18 protein-coding genes and 1 pseudogene are annotated in these 13,754 nt (G+C 72.3%); 6 read left to right on the top strand and 13 right to left on the bottom strand.

Translation table 11 applies throughout. The features are described 5' to 3' along the window. Positions 1-102: 102 nt before the first annotated feature. Entirely contained in the window at positions 103-1,278 is a 1,176-nt protein-coding gene (locus tag P0084_RS14055) for an acetyl-CoA C-acetyltransferase (protein WP_308917499.1), read from the bottom strand. A 120-nt stretch (positions 1,279-1,398) separates the two neighbouring features. Between P0084_RS14055 and P0084_RS14050 the strand changes: the two genes are divergently transcribed. After that, positions 1,399-1,980, top strand: coding sequence for a DNA-3-methyladenine glycosylase I (locus tag P0084_RS14050; RefSeq protein ID WP_308917498.1), 582 nt, complete (start codon positions 1,399-1,401; stop codon positions 1,978-1,980). Positions 1,981-2,006: 26 nt separating this feature from the next. Here P0084_RS14050 and P0084_RS14045 read toward each other — a convergent pair whose 3' ends face one another. From P0084_RS14045 to P0084_RS14035, 3 genes are all read right to left on the bottom strand, one after another. Then, entirely contained in the window at positions 2,007-2,435 is a 429-nt protein-coding gene (locus P0084_RS14045) for a VOC family protein (RefSeq protein ID WP_308917497.1), read from the bottom strand. 80 nt (positions 2,436-2,515) lie between these two features. After that, positions 2,516-4,006 carry a peroxidase family protein gene (locus P0084_RS14040; protein ID WP_308917496.1) on the bottom strand — a complete coding sequence of 497 codons (1,491 nt, stop codon included), beginning with the start codon at positions 4,004-4,006 and terminating at the stop codon, positions 2,516-2,518. Positions 4,007-4,151: 145 nt separating this feature from the next. Next, positions 4,152-4,604: an Lrp/AsnC family transcriptional regulator gene (locus P0084_RS14035; RefSeq protein ID WP_308917495.1), complete on the bottom strand. Its 453-nt coding sequence runs from the start codon at positions 4,602-4,604 to the stop codon at positions 4,152-4,154. A 74-nt stretch (positions 4,605-4,678) separates the two neighbouring features. Between P0084_RS14035 and P0084_RS14030 the strand changes: the two genes are divergently transcribed. Beyond that, positions 4,679-5,275, top strand: coding sequence for a LysE family translocator (locus tag P0084_RS14030; protein WP_308917494.1), 597 nt, complete (start codon positions 4,679-4,681; stop codon positions 5,273-5,275). A gap of 4 nt (positions 5,276-5,279) precedes the next feature. Here the strand turns inward: P0084_RS14030 and P0084_RS14025 are convergent, their stop codons facing one another. From P0084_RS14025 to P0084_RS14005, 5 genes are all read right to left on the bottom strand, one after another. Beyond that, positions 5,280-5,648 carry a hypothetical protein gene (locus tag P0084_RS14025; protein ID WP_308917493.1) on the bottom strand — a complete coding sequence of 123 codons (369 nt, stop codon included), beginning with the start codon at positions 5,646-5,648 and terminating at the stop codon, positions 5,280-5,282. After that, complete coding sequence (locus tag P0084_RS14020; protein WP_308917492.1) at positions 5,645-5,875, bottom strand: hypothetical protein; 231 nt, start codon at positions 5,873-5,875, stop codon at positions 5,645-5,647. The genes P0084_RS14025 and P0084_RS14020 overlap by 4 nt, the downstream gene beginning before the upstream one ends. A 63-nt stretch (positions 5,876-5,938) precedes the next feature. Then, complete coding sequence (locus tag P0084_RS14015; RefSeq protein ID WP_308917491.1) at positions 5,939-7,123, bottom strand: MalY/PatB family protein; 1,185 nt, start codon at positions 7,121-7,123, stop codon at positions 5,939-5,941. A gap of 48 nt (positions 7,124-7,171) precedes the next feature. Further along, a complete protein-coding gene (locus tag P0084_RS14010; RefSeq protein WP_308917490.1) occupies positions 7,172-7,363 on the bottom strand; it encodes a helix-turn-helix transcriptional regulator in 192 nt (63 codons plus the stop codon). A 5-nt stretch (positions 7,364-7,368) separates the two neighbouring features. After that, the gene (locus tag P0084_RS14005) at positions 7,369-7,779 is read right to left on the bottom strand and encodes a hypothetical protein (protein WP_308917489.1); all 411 of its coding nucleotides are present in this window, start codon (positions 7,777-7,779) and stop codon (positions 7,369-7,371) included. A gap of 123 nt (positions 7,780-7,902) precedes the next feature. On the opposite strand from P0084_RS14005, the gene def (P0084_RS14000) reads away from it, so the two are divergent. From def (P0084_RS14000) to fmt, 3 genes are read left to right on the top strand one after another with little or no spacing between them, the layout of a single operon-like run. Beyond that, positions 7,903-8,427, top strand: a complete 525-nt coding sequence (gene def / locus P0084_RS14000) for a peptide deformylase (RefSeq protein ID WP_308917488.1) — start codon at positions 7,903-7,905, stop codon at positions 8,425-8,427. Between the two features lie 14 nt (positions 8,428-8,441). Beyond that, positions 8,442-8,927 carry a peptide deformylase gene (gene def / locus P0084_RS13995; protein ID WP_308917487.1) on the top strand — a complete coding sequence of 162 codons (486 nt, stop codon included), beginning with the start codon at positions 8,442-8,444 and terminating at the stop codon, positions 8,925-8,927. Beyond that, on the top strand, positions 8,918-9,826 hold the full coding sequence (fmt, locus tag P0084_RS13990) for a methionyl-tRNA formyltransferase (protein ID WP_308917486.1): 909 nt from the start codon (positions 8,918-8,920) through the stop codon (positions 9,824-9,826). The genes def (P0084_RS13995) and fmt overlap by 10 nt, the downstream gene beginning before the upstream one ends. Before the next feature lie 25 nt (positions 9,827-9,851). On the opposite strand, the gene P0084_RS13985 is transcribed toward fmt, so the two are convergent. Genes P0084_RS13985 through P0084_RS13970 form a run of 4 tightly spaced genes read right to left on the bottom strand, consistent with a single transcriptional unit; the run spans position 9,852 to position 13,250 of the window. Beyond that, on the bottom strand, positions 9,852-10,964 hold the full coding sequence (locus P0084_RS13985; RefSeq protein ID WP_308917485.1) for a hypothetical protein: 1,113 nt from the start codon (positions 10,962-10,964) through the stop codon (positions 9,852-9,854). Next, entirely contained in the window at positions 10,961-11,359 is a 399-nt protein-coding gene (locus P0084_RS13980) for a phage holin family protein (protein ID WP_308917484.1), read from the bottom strand. The genes P0084_RS13985 and P0084_RS13980 overlap by 4 nt, the downstream gene beginning before the upstream one ends. Continuing rightward, a complete protein-coding gene (locus tag P0084_RS13975; RefSeq protein WP_308917483.1) occupies positions 11,359-12,033 on the bottom strand; it encodes a hypothetical protein in 675 nt (224 codons plus the stop codon). Before P0084_RS13975 ends, P0084_RS13980 begins: the two co-directional genes overlap by 1 nt. Before the next feature lie 38 nt (positions 12,034-12,071). Then, positions 12,072-13,250 carry a hypothetical protein gene (locus tag P0084_RS13970; protein WP_308917482.1) on the bottom strand — a complete coding sequence of 393 codons (1,179 nt, stop codon included), beginning with the start codon at positions 13,248-13,250 and terminating at the stop codon, positions 12,072-12,074. Between the two features lie 170 nt (positions 13,251-13,420). On the opposite strand from P0084_RS13970, the pseudogene P0084_RS13965 reads away from it, so the two are divergent. Then, positions 13,421-13,754, top strand: a pseudogene (locus tag P0084_RS13965) (hypothetical protein); the annotation flags it as partial.

Raw genomic sequence — 13,754 nt, 5'->3', positions numbered from 1 at the left:
GGGGATCCACCGGGCGAACGGTCGACCCCGCCGCCCCCACCGGACCGGAACATTGGGCATGAATGCCCACCCCACGGAATACGCGATCCGGACGGTCCAGGATCAGGGCCGCTCCACGCAAAGGGCCACGCCCATGCCGCCGCCGATGCACAGGGTCGCCAGACCCTTCTTGGCATCGCGGCGCTTCATTTCGAACAACAGCGTGTTGAGGACGCGGGCGCCCGACGCGCCGATGGGGTGACCGATGGCGATGGCGCCGCCGTTGACGTTCACGATGGACGGGTCCCAGCCCATGTCCTTGTTCACGGCGCAGGCCTGCGCGGCGAAGGCCTCGTTGGCTTCCACCAAGTCCAAATCGTCCACCTTCCAGCCCGCCTTCTCGAGCGCCTTGCGCGACGCGTGGATGGGGCCCACGCCCATGATCGACGGATCGAGGCCCGCGGTGGCGTAGGACGCGATGCGGGCCAGGGGCTCGATCCCCCGGCGCTCGGCCTCGTCCGCCGACATCAGGAGGGTGGCGGCGGCGCCGTCGTTCAGGCCGGACGCGTTGGCCGCGGTGACGGAGCCGTCCTTCGCGAAGGCGGGGCGCAGCTTCTGCATGGCGTCGATCGTGGCGCCGTGGCGGATGTACTCGTCCTGGTCCACGACAATGTCGCCCTTCCGGCCCTTCACGGTGTAGGCCACGATCTCGTCGGCGAACTTACCCGCCTTCTGCGCGGCTTCGGCCTTGTTCTGGCTGCCCACCGCGAACTCGTCCTGCTGGTCCCGGCTGATCTGCCATTGCTCGGCCACGTTCTCGGCGGTCTGGCCCATGTGGTAGTCGTTGAACGCGTCCCACAGGCCGTCCTTGATCATCGTGTCCACGAGCTTCAGGTCGCCCATCTTCTGACCGGCGCGGATGGCCTGGGCGTGGGGGGCGAGCGACATGGATTCCTGCCCGCCCGCGACGACGATGCCCGCATCGCCCAGCTGGATGTGCTGGGCGCCCAGCGCGACCGCGCGCAGGCCCGAGCCGCAGACCTGGTTGATGCCCCAGGCGGCGGATTCCTTCGGCAGGCCGGCGTTGATGTGGGCCTGGCGGGCGGGGTTCTGGCCCTGGCCGGCGGTCAGGACCTGGCCCAGGATCGTTTCCGACACCTCCGCGGCATCGACGCCTGCACGGGACACCACCTCGCGGATGACGGCGGCGCCCAGGTCGTGGGCGGGGACGCCCGCGAAGGCACCCAGGAAGCTGCCCACGGGGGTCCGGGCGGCCGAGGCGATCACGACGTTGGTCATTGGGTGGTCCTTCCGGTCATTGTTCGCGCGCCTGTTAACGAATGTGGGGCGTGGTTGCAAAGCGCGCGCGGGCGGTGAACGTTCCGCGACGACGGAAAGGACGGGATCGCGGAGGACGCCATGGAACGGTGCGGATGGGTGGGCGACGACGCGCTGTACCAGGCGTATCACGATACCGAATGGGGGGTGCCGGAACGGGACGGCCGCGCCCTGTGGGAGAAGCTGGTTCTGGACGGGTTCCAGGCGGGGCTGTCCTGGATCACCATCCTGCGCAAGCGCGAGGGGTTCCGCGCGGCCTTCGCCGGGTTCGACCCGGACGCGATCGCCGGATGGGGCGGGGCGGAGGTGGACCGGCTGGTCGCGGACGCGCGGATCGTGCGGCACCGGGGCAAGATCGAGGCCACGATCGGCAACGCGCGGGCGTACCGCGCGATGGGCGGGGCGGAGGCGTTCGCGGGCTTCTGCTGGGGCCACGTGGGCGGCGTGCCGTTGCAGCCCGCGCCCGCGACGCTGGCGGACGTGCCCGCGCAGACGGCCCTGTCGCGGCAGGTGTCGAAGGAGCTGAAGGCGCTGGGGTTCAAGTTCTGCGGGCCGACCATCGTGTACGCCTGGATGCAGGCCTGCGGGCTGGTGAACGACCACGTCGTGACCTGCCATCGGCACGGGGCGGTGCGGGAAATGGGGGAGGCGATGCGGGCGTAGGGGGCCTGGCCGTCCTTCGGCGGCTCCTAATCCCCTGCCGGGCCACGGTACTCCGTCGGGCCCTTCAGCTCGATCCGGTTGCCCCAGGGGTCGCGGAGGTAGACGGAGCGCCCGAAGCCCCGGGCGCCGGTCTGGCGGAACGTGCGTTCGACCGCGACGCCGTGGGCGTCCAGATGGGCCAGCAGGACATCGAGGTCGAAGGGGCCCACCGCCAGGCCCAGGTGGTCGACGTTGGTGCCCCCGGCGCCGTCGGCGGCGGGGCGGGCGCGGGGGTCGTCGCGGTCCCACAGGCCGATCAGGATCGTGCCGAACCACAGATGCTCCATCCCGATGTCGTGGTATCGGAACCCCGGCTCGCAGCCCAGCACGTCGCGGTACCAGGCCACCGCGCGGGGCAGGTCGCGGACCCACAGGACGACGTGGTCCAGGCCGAGGGGGCGGAAGGGCGGCGGCATCGGGGGGAGAACCCGCGCCACCGCCCCCGCGTTCCCCGCCGCCGGGGAGGGCGGCGGCGGGGGTCCGGTGCGCGCCCGCGTCAGCCGCAGCGCAGGTGTTCGGGGTCGCGGACGTGGCCCGCGTTGGCGCGGACATAGGCCACGATGCCGCCCATGCAGGTCGGGTGCCCGCCGAAGCCCGACCAGGGCGTGAAGCCGGGCAGGTGGACGACCGAGTTCGGGTCGCGGCGCAGGAGGTTGGCGAACACGGTCGCCACCACCGCGCCGCCCGCGCCGGTCAGGCGGCCCCCGCCGTGGGTCTCCGCCTCCTGGAGGGCATAGAACCACAGCGGCGTCTTGGTGATGCCCCGGCTTCGAAGCGCGTCGGGGACGTCGACGGGATCCGCGCCGAACGCGGCCGCCACGCTCTGGCCCGAGGCGAGTTGATAGGTGTAGCGGTCGCGGACCATGTTGCGCAGCGCCAGGTTCGCAGAGCGTTCGAGCGACAGATCCTCGTCGATGTCGGCCAGGTGGACCGGGTTCTCGACGAAGGGCAGCGCGAACAGGGGCTGGCCCAGCTTGGGCGCGACGGGGCGGGCCCGTTGGGCGGGGCTGCCGCCGGCCAGCGAGAAGAACCGGTCCATGTCCAGGTTGGCCGCGATCGGGCGCGGGCCGAAGCCGCGCATGTCGAACAGGCCGCGGGGCGCGCCGCCCGCCGTCATCTGGTACGTGGCCTGCGTCGTGGCGTGCCCGAAGCGATAGCACGCGCCCGAGAACTCGACCGGCATGGCGGGGGCGTGGGGGGCGATGCGGTCGTCCCAGATCGCGGCCTGGAGGCAGTGGGGCTGCACGAAGGCGGGCAGCAGCTCGTTCCACACGATCCACTGGTAGTGCAGGCGGATGAAGCGGCGCACCTCCTCGAACGAGGTCAGCTGCGGCTTCACGTGGTCGTGCCAGACATGCGCCGCGATGCCGTGGCGGGCGCAGTCGCACACGTCGGCCGCGACGTCCGCGCTGTCGGACAGCTTGGACATCAGGATGTTGTGCAGCTTGATGAACAGGCCCTGGACCTGCGAGACGACGATGTTCTCGTCGTTGCGGTGGTCGCCGATCAGGGCCTTGCCCGCGCAGGTCCGCGCCAGGTCGTCGTGGTTGTCGTCGCGCCCGAACAGAAGGAAGTGGTCCTGCCCGTGCGCCGCGTCGCCATAAAGGAGGCCCGACGCTTCGGGCCCCGCGCCATAGACGCAGTCGAGGTCGAGGCCCGGCGTGCGGACGTTGGCGATGGTGGCCGGATCGATGCGCGTGCCCAGGGCGGAGGTCGCGTCGAGCGTGACGTCGTGGTCCACGAACTGCCCCAGGAAGGTCATGCCCGCATCGGCGGGCCCGTCGGCGTTCGTATCCGCGAGCATCGTCCCGGCCAGCTCGTCCAGGGCGTCGATCACGCCGGCATGGTCGATGTTCGCCACCTCCACCGGGTTGGCGGGGAACATGCGGCCCAGCACCTGCGGCGCGGGCCGTGCGGGACCCTGGCCCCGGAGGCAGGCCTTCATCAATTGGTCGAAGCGGGTCAGTCCATGGGCCGTGGCGGTCATGGGGCAACTCCTTTCTGGAATGGTGCGTCGGCGCGGCGGGGAACGGTGCCGCGACGTGACGCTGTCATACGGAAAGGGGGCGTTCGGCGCAGGTGGGGGAAACCGCACTGCGGAAAACCTTACCTTGGGGCAATTCCCGTCGCGGTCAGGCGCGGTCGTCTTTGGGGCTGCCCATGACGACATAGGTCTGGAGCGACCGGACCTGGGGCAGGACGCCCAGGACCTCCGTGTGGAAGTGCTTGTAGGCGGCGAGGTCGGCGGCCTCCACCCGCAGGAGGTATTCGACGGTGCCGGTGATGTTGTGGCATTCGCGGACCTGGGGGGCCCCGGCCACGCCGCGTTCGAACCCTTCCTGCCCGGCCTTCGTGTGGTCGTTCAGGCCGACGGCGACATAGGCCGTGAAACCCGTCCCCCGGGCCGCGGGCGACAGCACAGCACGGTAGCCCTGGATCGCGCCCGACCGTTCGAGCGCCTGCACGCGGCGCAAGGTGGCCGAGGGCGACAGGCCCACGCGCCCGGCGAGCGCCTGGTTCGAGATTCGCGCGTCGGATTGCAGCACGCGCAAGATCCGGGTGTCGATCGGGTCGATATGGTCCATGGATTGCGAGGATCGCGCCCCTGCCGCGCAGAACGCAAGGACATTTCGCGCGGGCGGTGCGATGTCTTGCGGCCATGAGCATCGACATCCTGCTGGCCCTGGTGGGCTTCGCGTTCGTCACCTCGATCACGCCGGGGCCCAACAACCTGATGCTGCTGGCGTCGGGCGCGAACTTCGGCCTGCGCCGCACGGTGCCGCACATGCTTGGCGTGGGGCTGGGCTTCGGGTTCATGATCGTGTGCGTGGGGCTGGGGCTGGCCGGCCTGTTCGAGGTCTGGCCCGCCGCGCGGCTGGTCCTGGCGGTCCTGTCGGTCGGCTATCTGCTGTGGCTGGCGTGGCGGATCGCCAATGCCGGCGCGCCGAGGGGGACGGACGTGGACGCCCGGCCCATGACCTTCGCGCAGGCGGCGGCGTTCCAATGGGTCAACCCCAAGGCCTGGACCATGGCCCTGTCGGCGGTGACGCTGTATTCCACGGGCTCGGTCCCCTCGGTCGTCGCGGTGGCGGGGGTGTTCACCGCCGTGAACCTGCCGTCCGTGTCGTCCTGGACGGTGCTGGGCGTGCAGATGAAGCGGTTCCTGACGTCGCCCGCGCGGCTGCGGGCGTTCAACTGGACGATGGCGGGGTTGCTGGTGGCGACGTTGTGGCCGACGGTGGCGGGGTTGGTTTGAGGGACTATTCCGCCGCCGTCCGGGTGCCGGGGCCGGTTGAGTGTCCGTCGTGAACGAAGCGCACCCGGTTCACGTCGTCGGGCCAATCGCCCGTGTCGTTCCACATCTCGATATCGGTCAATCGGCCGTTCGTGACGTGCAGGTTGAACCGAAGCACCGCGTCTTGTCCGTCGATCAATCCGATGACGTCCCCGCCCAGACGCTGCGCGCCGCTGCCGTCGGCTCGGCCGGGATCGTGTAGGTCGACCAGGAATCCTACGCCCGTCTCGTCTCGCCCAGTCACGGAGAGGCGGTCGATCCGTCGTCCATGTGGTGACCTGCTGGCCTGTAGGACGGCGTCGAGAACGCGGGTCTCGAAGTCGGTCAAGGTCATGGATCGGACACCTTCCTTCGGCTCGCGTTGATCGATGTCAGGCGGCCGTCCCTGACGAGGCCGCCGATGGTGTACACGTCGATACCGTCGACGTTCAGCAACGTTTCGTCAACGTGTCCGCGTGAGGTCCGGTTCAGACGTCCTTCGTCCAAGGCAGCCTGTGCGGCGGACAGGACGGCCCGATAGGCGTTGGCTTGCGACCCGAACCGTTCGATCAACGGCTCCATGCGGTGCTTTGGATGGAAGACGTGCCGCAGCCGGTTTGGATCCACGCGACGTTTTCCGATACCCTATTGCAAATCCCCGAACGCCCGCGCCAGCCGCTCCACCGCCGCCTCCACGTTCGCGCGCGGCGTGGCGATGTTGAAGCGCAGGAAGTCGTCGCCGCCCTTGCCGAAGGTGGGGCCGTGGTTGACGGCGATGCGGGCGTCGGCTTCGACGCGGCGCGTGAACTCCTCCCGCGACATGCCGGTGCCGGAGAAGTCCACCCAGGACAGGTAGGTCGCCTCCAGCGGGACCGATCGCAGGCCTGGGATGGCGTTCACGGCGTCGTCGAAGACGCGGCGGTTACCGTCGAGATACGCCATCAGCGCGTCCACCCATTCCGCGCCCTCGGGGGAATAGGCGGCTTGCGTCATGAAGAGGCCGAAGCTGTTGGGGCTGTGGCCGAGCGCCAGCATCCGGGTGGCGAAGGCGTCGCGCAGGGCGGGATCCTGCACGATGACGTTGCCGGTATGCGCGCCCGCGATGTTGAACGTTTTGGTGGGCGCGGTCATCATCACCAGGCCGTCGTCCATCACGTGGGACATCGGGATGTGGGTCTGGCCGGGATAGACGAGGTCGTGGTGGATCTCGTCGGACACCAGGATCAGGCCGTGGCGCTTGGCCAGGGCGGCGAAGCCGTCCAGTTCGGCCCGCGTCCAGACCCGGCCGTTGGGGTTGTGCGGGCTGCACAGGATGGCCATGCGGGCGCCTTCGCGTTCGATGGTGGCGTCCCAGGCGTCGAAGTCGGGGGCGTAGCGCGTGCCGTCATAGGCCAGCTCGCATTCCACGACGCGGCGGCCATTGGCGCGGATGACCTTGGCGAAGGCGTGATAGACGGGGGTGAACAGGACCACGCCGTCGCCCGGTTCGGTCCACGTATCCACGCACAGCGCGGTGCCGTTGACCAGCCCGTGCGTGGTGAAGATCTCGTCACGCTCCACGTCCCAGCCGTGGCGTTCGCGCATCCACCAGCGGATCGCGTCGCGGTAGGGGCCGTCGTTCCCGAAGTAGCCGATGACTCCGTGGTCCACCATGCCCGTCACGGCGTCCAGCACGGCCTGGGGCGGGCGGAAGTCCATATCGGCCACCCACATCGCGAGGCCGTCGTCCTTGGGCACGCCGTAGATCGGCTCCATCATGTCCCACTTCATGCAGTGGGTGTCCCGGCGGTCGATCACCGGGTCGAAGCGGGTGTCGGTGTCCTTGGGCATGGTCCCTCCGTTCGGCTGGAAGGGGGATGCGACGCGGACGGCATGGCGTCAATCCGGCAGTTGGAACAGGACCTCCACCGGGGTGCCCAGCACGCGGGCGAAGCGCAGGGCCAGTTCGGTCGACGGCACGAAGACGCCGTTCTCGACGGTGTTGACCGTCTTGCGGCTGACGCCCACGGCCTCCGCCAGGGCGGCCTGGGTCAGGCCGAGGCGTTCACGGTGGGCGCGAAGGTGGACCACCAGCCTCACCGTCCGCGCCGGGCCTCCGCCAGGAGGAAGTGCGCGAACGGGGCGGCGGCCATCAGCATCGCGGCGCCCATGAAGGCCGGGCCGGGCGGGATCCGCCCCAGCGCGATCAGGTTGCCGAGGACGACCGTTGCGCCGATGCCGACCCAGTACCCGAAGGCGGTCGCCCGAAGCCACGCCCGGTCCGCCCCCTCGTCGTAGGCCGCGTCCACCGCGCGGCGGGGCGCGAAGGCGGAGACGGCGAACAGGATGGCGGCCACGGCGAGGCCCAGCACCGCATAGACGGGCGAGGGGACGGGCGGGATGCTCTGCGTGGCGAGGGTCCAGACCGCGGTGGTCAGGAAGGTCAGGCCGAGCGCGGCGTAGCAGGCGGTGCGGATCGTCTCGATGCGGGCGACGGTCAGGGGCACGACGGGATCCTCCGGATCGGATGATGTAACCTGTGGGTGACTTATCGCGCGTCGGAAGTAACGTCAAGGTTACATCGAAACGACGATTGCCCCCGCCCCGTGCGGACCCTATCTGCGTGTGCGATGAAGCGCCCGATCCTGTTGCATCCCGACCCCCGTCTGAAGAAGGTGGCCACCCCGGTGGACGACCTGTCCGACGAGTTGCGCGCCCTGGCCGACGACATGCTGGAAACGATGTACGACGCGCCCGGGATCGGGTTGGCCGCGCCGCAGGTGGGCGTGGGGCAGCGGCTGATCGTGCTCGACTGCGTCAAGGAGGAGGGCGCCGCGCCGCAGCCCACGATCATGTTCAACCCCGAGGTGCTGGCGTCGAGCGACGATCGCAGCACCTACGAGGAAGGGTGCCTTTCGATCCCCGAGCACTTCGCCGACGTGGAGCGTCCGGCGGAGGTCACCGTCCGCTGGATCGACCGCGACGGGCGCGAGGTGACGCGGGACATGGACGGTCTGTGGGCGACCTGCGTGCAGCACGAGGTGGACCATTTGGACGGGCGGTTGTTCATCGACTACCTGACGCCGCTGAAGCGGCAGCTGATCACGCGCAAGATGCAGAAGCTGAAGCGCGAGCGCGCGCGGGGGACCGATTGATGCACCCCGCCGGGGTGACGCCTGATCCGTTCCTGCGCTGGCCGCATCCCGTGCTGAGGACCGCCGCCGCGCCGGTGGGCGCGGTGACGGACGAGCACCGGCGCATCTGGGACCGGATGCTGGACGCGATGTACGCGATGCCGGGCGTGGGGCTGGCCGCACCGCAGATCGGCGTGCCGCTGCGGCTGGCGGTGGTCGATGCGGGGCAGGGGCCGATCCGGCTGGCCGACCCGGAGGTGGTGTCCGCGTCCGCGGTGCTGCGCGCCCACGAGGAGGCGTCGCCCAACCTGCCGGGCGTATCGGCCGTGGTGAAGCGGCCCCGCGCGGTGACCGTGCGGTTCCTGGACGTCGCGGGCGCACGGGTGGAACGGAACTTCGTGATGTTGGAGGCGACCAGCGTGCAGCATCAGATCGACCATCTGGACGGGGGCATGTTCTTCGACCGCCTGTCGCGCACCAAGCGGGACATGCTGCTGCGGAAGGCCGCGAAATGCGCGTGATCTTCATGGGGACGCCCGACTTCGCGGTGCCCGTCCTGCGGGCGGTGGCGGGCGCGCACGAGGTCGTGTGCGCCTATACCCAGCCGCCGCGTCCGGCGGGGCGGGGGAAGCGGGACCGCCCGTCGCCCGTGGAGGTGGCGGCCGAAGGGCTGGGCATCCCCGTGCGGTCGCCCGCGTCGCTGAAGGGGTCGGAGATCCAGGCCGGGTTGGCGCGCCTGGACGCCGACGTTGCGGTGGTCGTCGCCTATGGCCTGCTGCTGCCTACCCCCGTGCTGGACGCGCCGCGGCAGGGATGCCTGAACGTCCACGCCTCGCTGTTGCCGCGCTGGCGGGGCGCCGCGCCGATCCACCGCGCGGTGATGGCCGGCGACGGGGAAACGGGCGTGTGCGTCATGCGCATGGAGGCGGGGCTGGACACCGGCCCGGTCCTGCTGCGCCGCGCGGTGCCCATCGGCCCCACGGACACGACGGGCGACCTGCATGACCGTCTGTCGGCCCTGGGGGCGGGGGCGATGGTGGAGGTGCTGGACCGGCTGCCGGACGTGGTGGCGGACCCGCAGCCGGAGGACGGCGTGACCTATGCCGCCAAGATCGACAAGGCGGAGGCGGCGGTGGACTGGTCGCGCCCGGCCGCGGCGGTGGCACGGCAGGTCAACGGCTTGTCGCCGTTTCCGGGCGCCTTCGTCTTGCGGGACGGCGCGCGGCTGAAGCTGCTGCGCGCGCGGGCGGTGGACGGGACCGGTGCGGCGGGAACGGTGCTGGGGGAGGGCGGGCTGGTCGTCGCCGCCGGCGACGGCGCGGTGGAGGTCCTGGAAGTGCAGCCCGCCGGCAGAGGGCCCATGCCGGCGGCGGTCTGGCGCCGGGGCGCGCGGCTGGGGGACGGGGACGCCCTGACCTGAGGCCGGAACGCCCCCGCGCGGCGGGTCACTTCTTGGCGTCGGACCCACCTGCGGCGTCCTTGCCGCCCTTGGCGGAGCCGCCGCCCCTCGTGGCGCCGTCGCCCTTCGTTTCCCCGCCGTCGTCCTTCCCAGACCCGTCGCCCTTCCCGGACCCGTCGCCCTTCGCGGCACGATCGTCCTTCGTCTGGCCCTTTTCTTTGCCGGAGGCGTCGTCCGCGGCGGCCTTCGTGGCTTTGCCCTCGGGATCGACCGCGTCCTTCACGGCCTCGCCCACAGCATCCGCGCGGTCGATGACCTGCTCCGTCGCCTCGCGCGCGGCCTTCTGGGCGGCGGCCTCGACCCAGCGCGCGGTTTCCTGACGGGCGGTGTCGACCCCTTCCGTGACCAGAAGGGCCGCCCGCTCGCGCGCCGCTTCCAGGATGGCTTCGCGCCGTTCGGACACGAACTCCCGTTCCGCCCGGCTGCGCGGCAGCACGGCGGCCAGGGCCGCGCCCGCGGCCAGGCCGATCAGCGCGGCGGTGGTCGGGGAATCCGACGCCGCGTCCACGCCGCGCCGCGCCGCGTCGGAGGCCCGCCGTCCCGCGAGGGCCGCCCGCCGGGACACGTCGTCCGCGGCGGTCGACGCCCGGTGGCGGATGCGGTCGGTCGCGGCGGAGGTCCGGACCGCCGCCCGGTGGCCCCGTGCGCGCGCCTCGGCGGCGCCCTTCTCCACGTCCGCCTCGGCGGTGCCGACCAGGGCGCCCACGCCCTCGGACACGGAGCGCGCGGCCGCGCCCACCGTGTCGGCGGTGCGTCGCGCGGCGTCGCCCACGGCGTCCGACGCCGCCTCGGCCGAGCGGGCGACCGCGCCGCCCGCCTCCGCCACCGCGTCGGAGGCGCGGCGGATCGGCTGGGCCTGGGACACGCGTTCGATGGCGCGGGCCGTGGGACGGCGGCCCCCGAACATCATCCAGGCCAGCGATGCGCCGATGATCGCGGCGGGCACCGGGTTTTCCCGCGCGGAGCGGGCGAGGTGCTCGACGAGGGACTCGTCCTCCAGGATGTCGTCGTCGTGGACCTCGACCACCACGGCATCCACCTCCACCTGGGAGGGGACGCCCCTGGGATCGTCGTGCCACTCGGTGCGCTGTTCGGTCATTTCATCCGCTCCCGGACCATGTCGCGGTCCCGTTCGAGTTCCCGGACCGTGCGCTGCGGCACGGCGTTCCGCTTGATTTCCTTCAGTCCCGCGAAGGCGAGGCCCCCGGCGAGGGCGGCACCGAGCAGGGTGCTCAGCAGGGCCGCCGCCCAGGCGGGCAGCCCCAGCGCCGCCAGCACCGCCATGATCGTCACCAGAACCATCACGGCGACGGCCAGGGCCACCACCGCGGCGCCCGCCAGCAGCGCGGCCCCGCGGCCCGCCGCCCGGACGTTGCCGCGCAGTTCCGCGCGAAGGAGGTCCAACTCCGCCCGTGCCAGCGCGACCGCGTCGCCGAGGGCGTCGCGCGCCGCGTGCCCCAGCGACGTCGCGGCGGGATGGTCGCGTCCGTCCATCACGAGGGCTTGGCCTGCGAGGCGCCCGCGTCGCCGCCGGCGGAGGTCGCGCCACCGGTCCGCGTGGAGGCCGTTCCGTCCGCCTCGGGCTCCCCCTCGTCGTCCTCGCCGAAACCCGGGGCCTCGGGCGCCACGCCCCCGGGATCGCCCGACGCGTTGCCCGCATCCTCGAACGCCGCGGCGGGAACGGCATCGCGCCGGACACCGTCGTCGTGATCGTACTCGTCGTACTCATCGTAGTCGTCGTGACCGTCGTACCCGTCGTCGTAGGCGTCGGACGCCGGCGCGGTGACCAGGCGGATGGCGGCGAAGCCGACCAGGGCGGCCAGGCCCGCGACGGCCAGCGGCTGGCGCCGGGCGAAGCGGCGGGCCGAGTCCGTCAACTCCCCGATGCCGCGGTCGTGGACGTCGTAGGCCACGGCGCTGAGCCGGTCGGCGCCCGCGTGGACGTAGTCGGCGACGACGCCCAGCTCGCCATCCAGGGCGTCGGCGGCATCGTGGACGGCGTCCGCCACGCGCGAGATCCGTTCGGCGGCCGCGCGCTTGCGCTCTTCCGCCGCGTCCTCGATCTGCGCGCGGGCCTCCGCGGTCAGTTCGCGGGCGGAGGAGCGGACGGAATCGACCGCGTCGGAGGCGGCCTGGCGGCTCGTCCGCTTGTGTCTGGTATCGGCCATGGATGCGATCCTCGATTCTGGGGGTGGTCCCCGTGATGTCAGTTCCCGTCGTCCGCCTTGCGGGCGGGACGCGCGCGCGTGGTCTTGCGGCCCGTGGACTTGGCGCGGGTCCGGCGGGGCGCCTTTGCCGCGCCGTCGGACTTGGCGGACGCGGCGCCGGCTGCCTTGGCGGGACGACGACCCGCCGCCGACGACCCGCCGCCGCGCGCGTCCGACGTCGCCGCCGGTCCCGGCGCGGCGCCTGGTCCCGTGTCGGCGTGGGACGTTCGGGGCAGGGCGGTGGTCGGGGGCGGGCCCATCGCCTTCTTGGGCTGGCTGGGCGTCTCCACCTTCTTGGGCGGTCCCCCGGCGATGGAACGACGCAGCATCTTCCGCGCACCCGGGCGCCGGCCGTTCGTCGGCGCATCGGCGCCCGGAACGGTGGCGGGGCCTTCCGTCAGCCGCCGTCCCGCGGCGCGGGCGGCGCCGGCGGCGCGGTCGGTTGCGGCCCCCGCCGTGCGGCGCACCCCAGGGGACAGCGCGAGCGCCCCGATCCCCAGCGCGAGGCCCAGCAGGCCCACCGCGACGGGGTTGTCGTTGGCCATGCGGGCTGCGCGGTTCAGCGTCCCGTCGCGGCGCGCGGGGCGCCGCCTCCGGCGGAGCGCGGCGGCCGGATAGGTGGCGGGCGGTGCGGTCAGAGGGCGCGGTCGCGGGGCGACGTCCCGCATGGCGGGCGGGGGAGCGTCCACCGACGGTTCGGGGGCCGGAGGGGGCAGGCGGCGCGAGGGGGTGGCGGTGCTGCGGGCGCTGTGGAACCGGGCACGGGGGCGTTCGGGCGCATCCGGGCGGTCCTCGCGCGCGAGGAGGGCCGCGCCGCCACCGGCCAGCAGGAGGGATGGCGGCAGCTTGCGCAACAGGCGCCAGGCCGGCAGCGCCACCCCGGCGGCCATCATCGCGGCGGCTACCGGGTTGCGTCGCGCGCGGGCGATCACCGCATCGCGGAAGTCTTCCGCCCGGGCCTCGGCCATGCGGCGCGCGCCTTCGGGCGAGGCGACGGCGCGCACGCGGTCCACGGTGGCGTCGACCCGCCCCAGAAGCCGGTCCAGGCTGCCCGCCAGCGTGGCGCGGCGCGCGGCCACGACCTCGCGCGCGGCGTCCGGATCGTCCGGGCGGACGGCGGGGGCGGGGGTCCGGTGGACGGCCGGGTCCGCGGTCGCGGTGGGGTGCGGCTGGTCCATGGGCGTGCCTCCGGCGTGTGACGCGAAATGTGCGAGCGTGGTCAACGCCCTGTCGCACATCAAAGCGTGGCGCGACCATTGGTTCCCCGTCGCGGCCATGACGCCGCCCCCGCGGTCCCTGGACGCCGAGGGCCATCCCCCTTACCTGTCGGGCGAGCACGGGGGACGCCATGAACACGACGACGAAGCCGCCTCTGACGATCCACATGGCCGCGCCGCGGGGCTTCTGCGCGGGCGTGGACCGGGCGATCAAGATCGTCGAGATGGCGATCGAGAAGTGGGGCGCACCGGTCTACGTGCGACACGAGATCGTCCACAACCGCTACGTCGTGGACGGTCTGCGCGAGAAGGGCGCCGTGTTCGTGGAGGAGCTGGACGAGTGCCCCCCCGACCGACCGGTCATCTTCTCCCCGCACGGCGTGCCCAAGGCGGTCCCGGGCGAGGCCCCGGCGCGCGAGATCGCCCCCACCCTGGCCGAGAACCTCAAGCTGTTCGCGCGCGTCC

Source organism: Jannaschia maritima (assembly GCF_030973515.1).
Taxonomy (GTDB): domain Bacteria; phylum Pseudomonadota; class Alphaproteobacteria; order Rhodobacterales; family Rhodobacteraceae; genus Jannaschia; species Jannaschia maritima.
The sequence above is the reverse complement of the archived record's forward strand: the minus strand, read 5'-3'. Positions and strand labels throughout refer to the sequence as shown.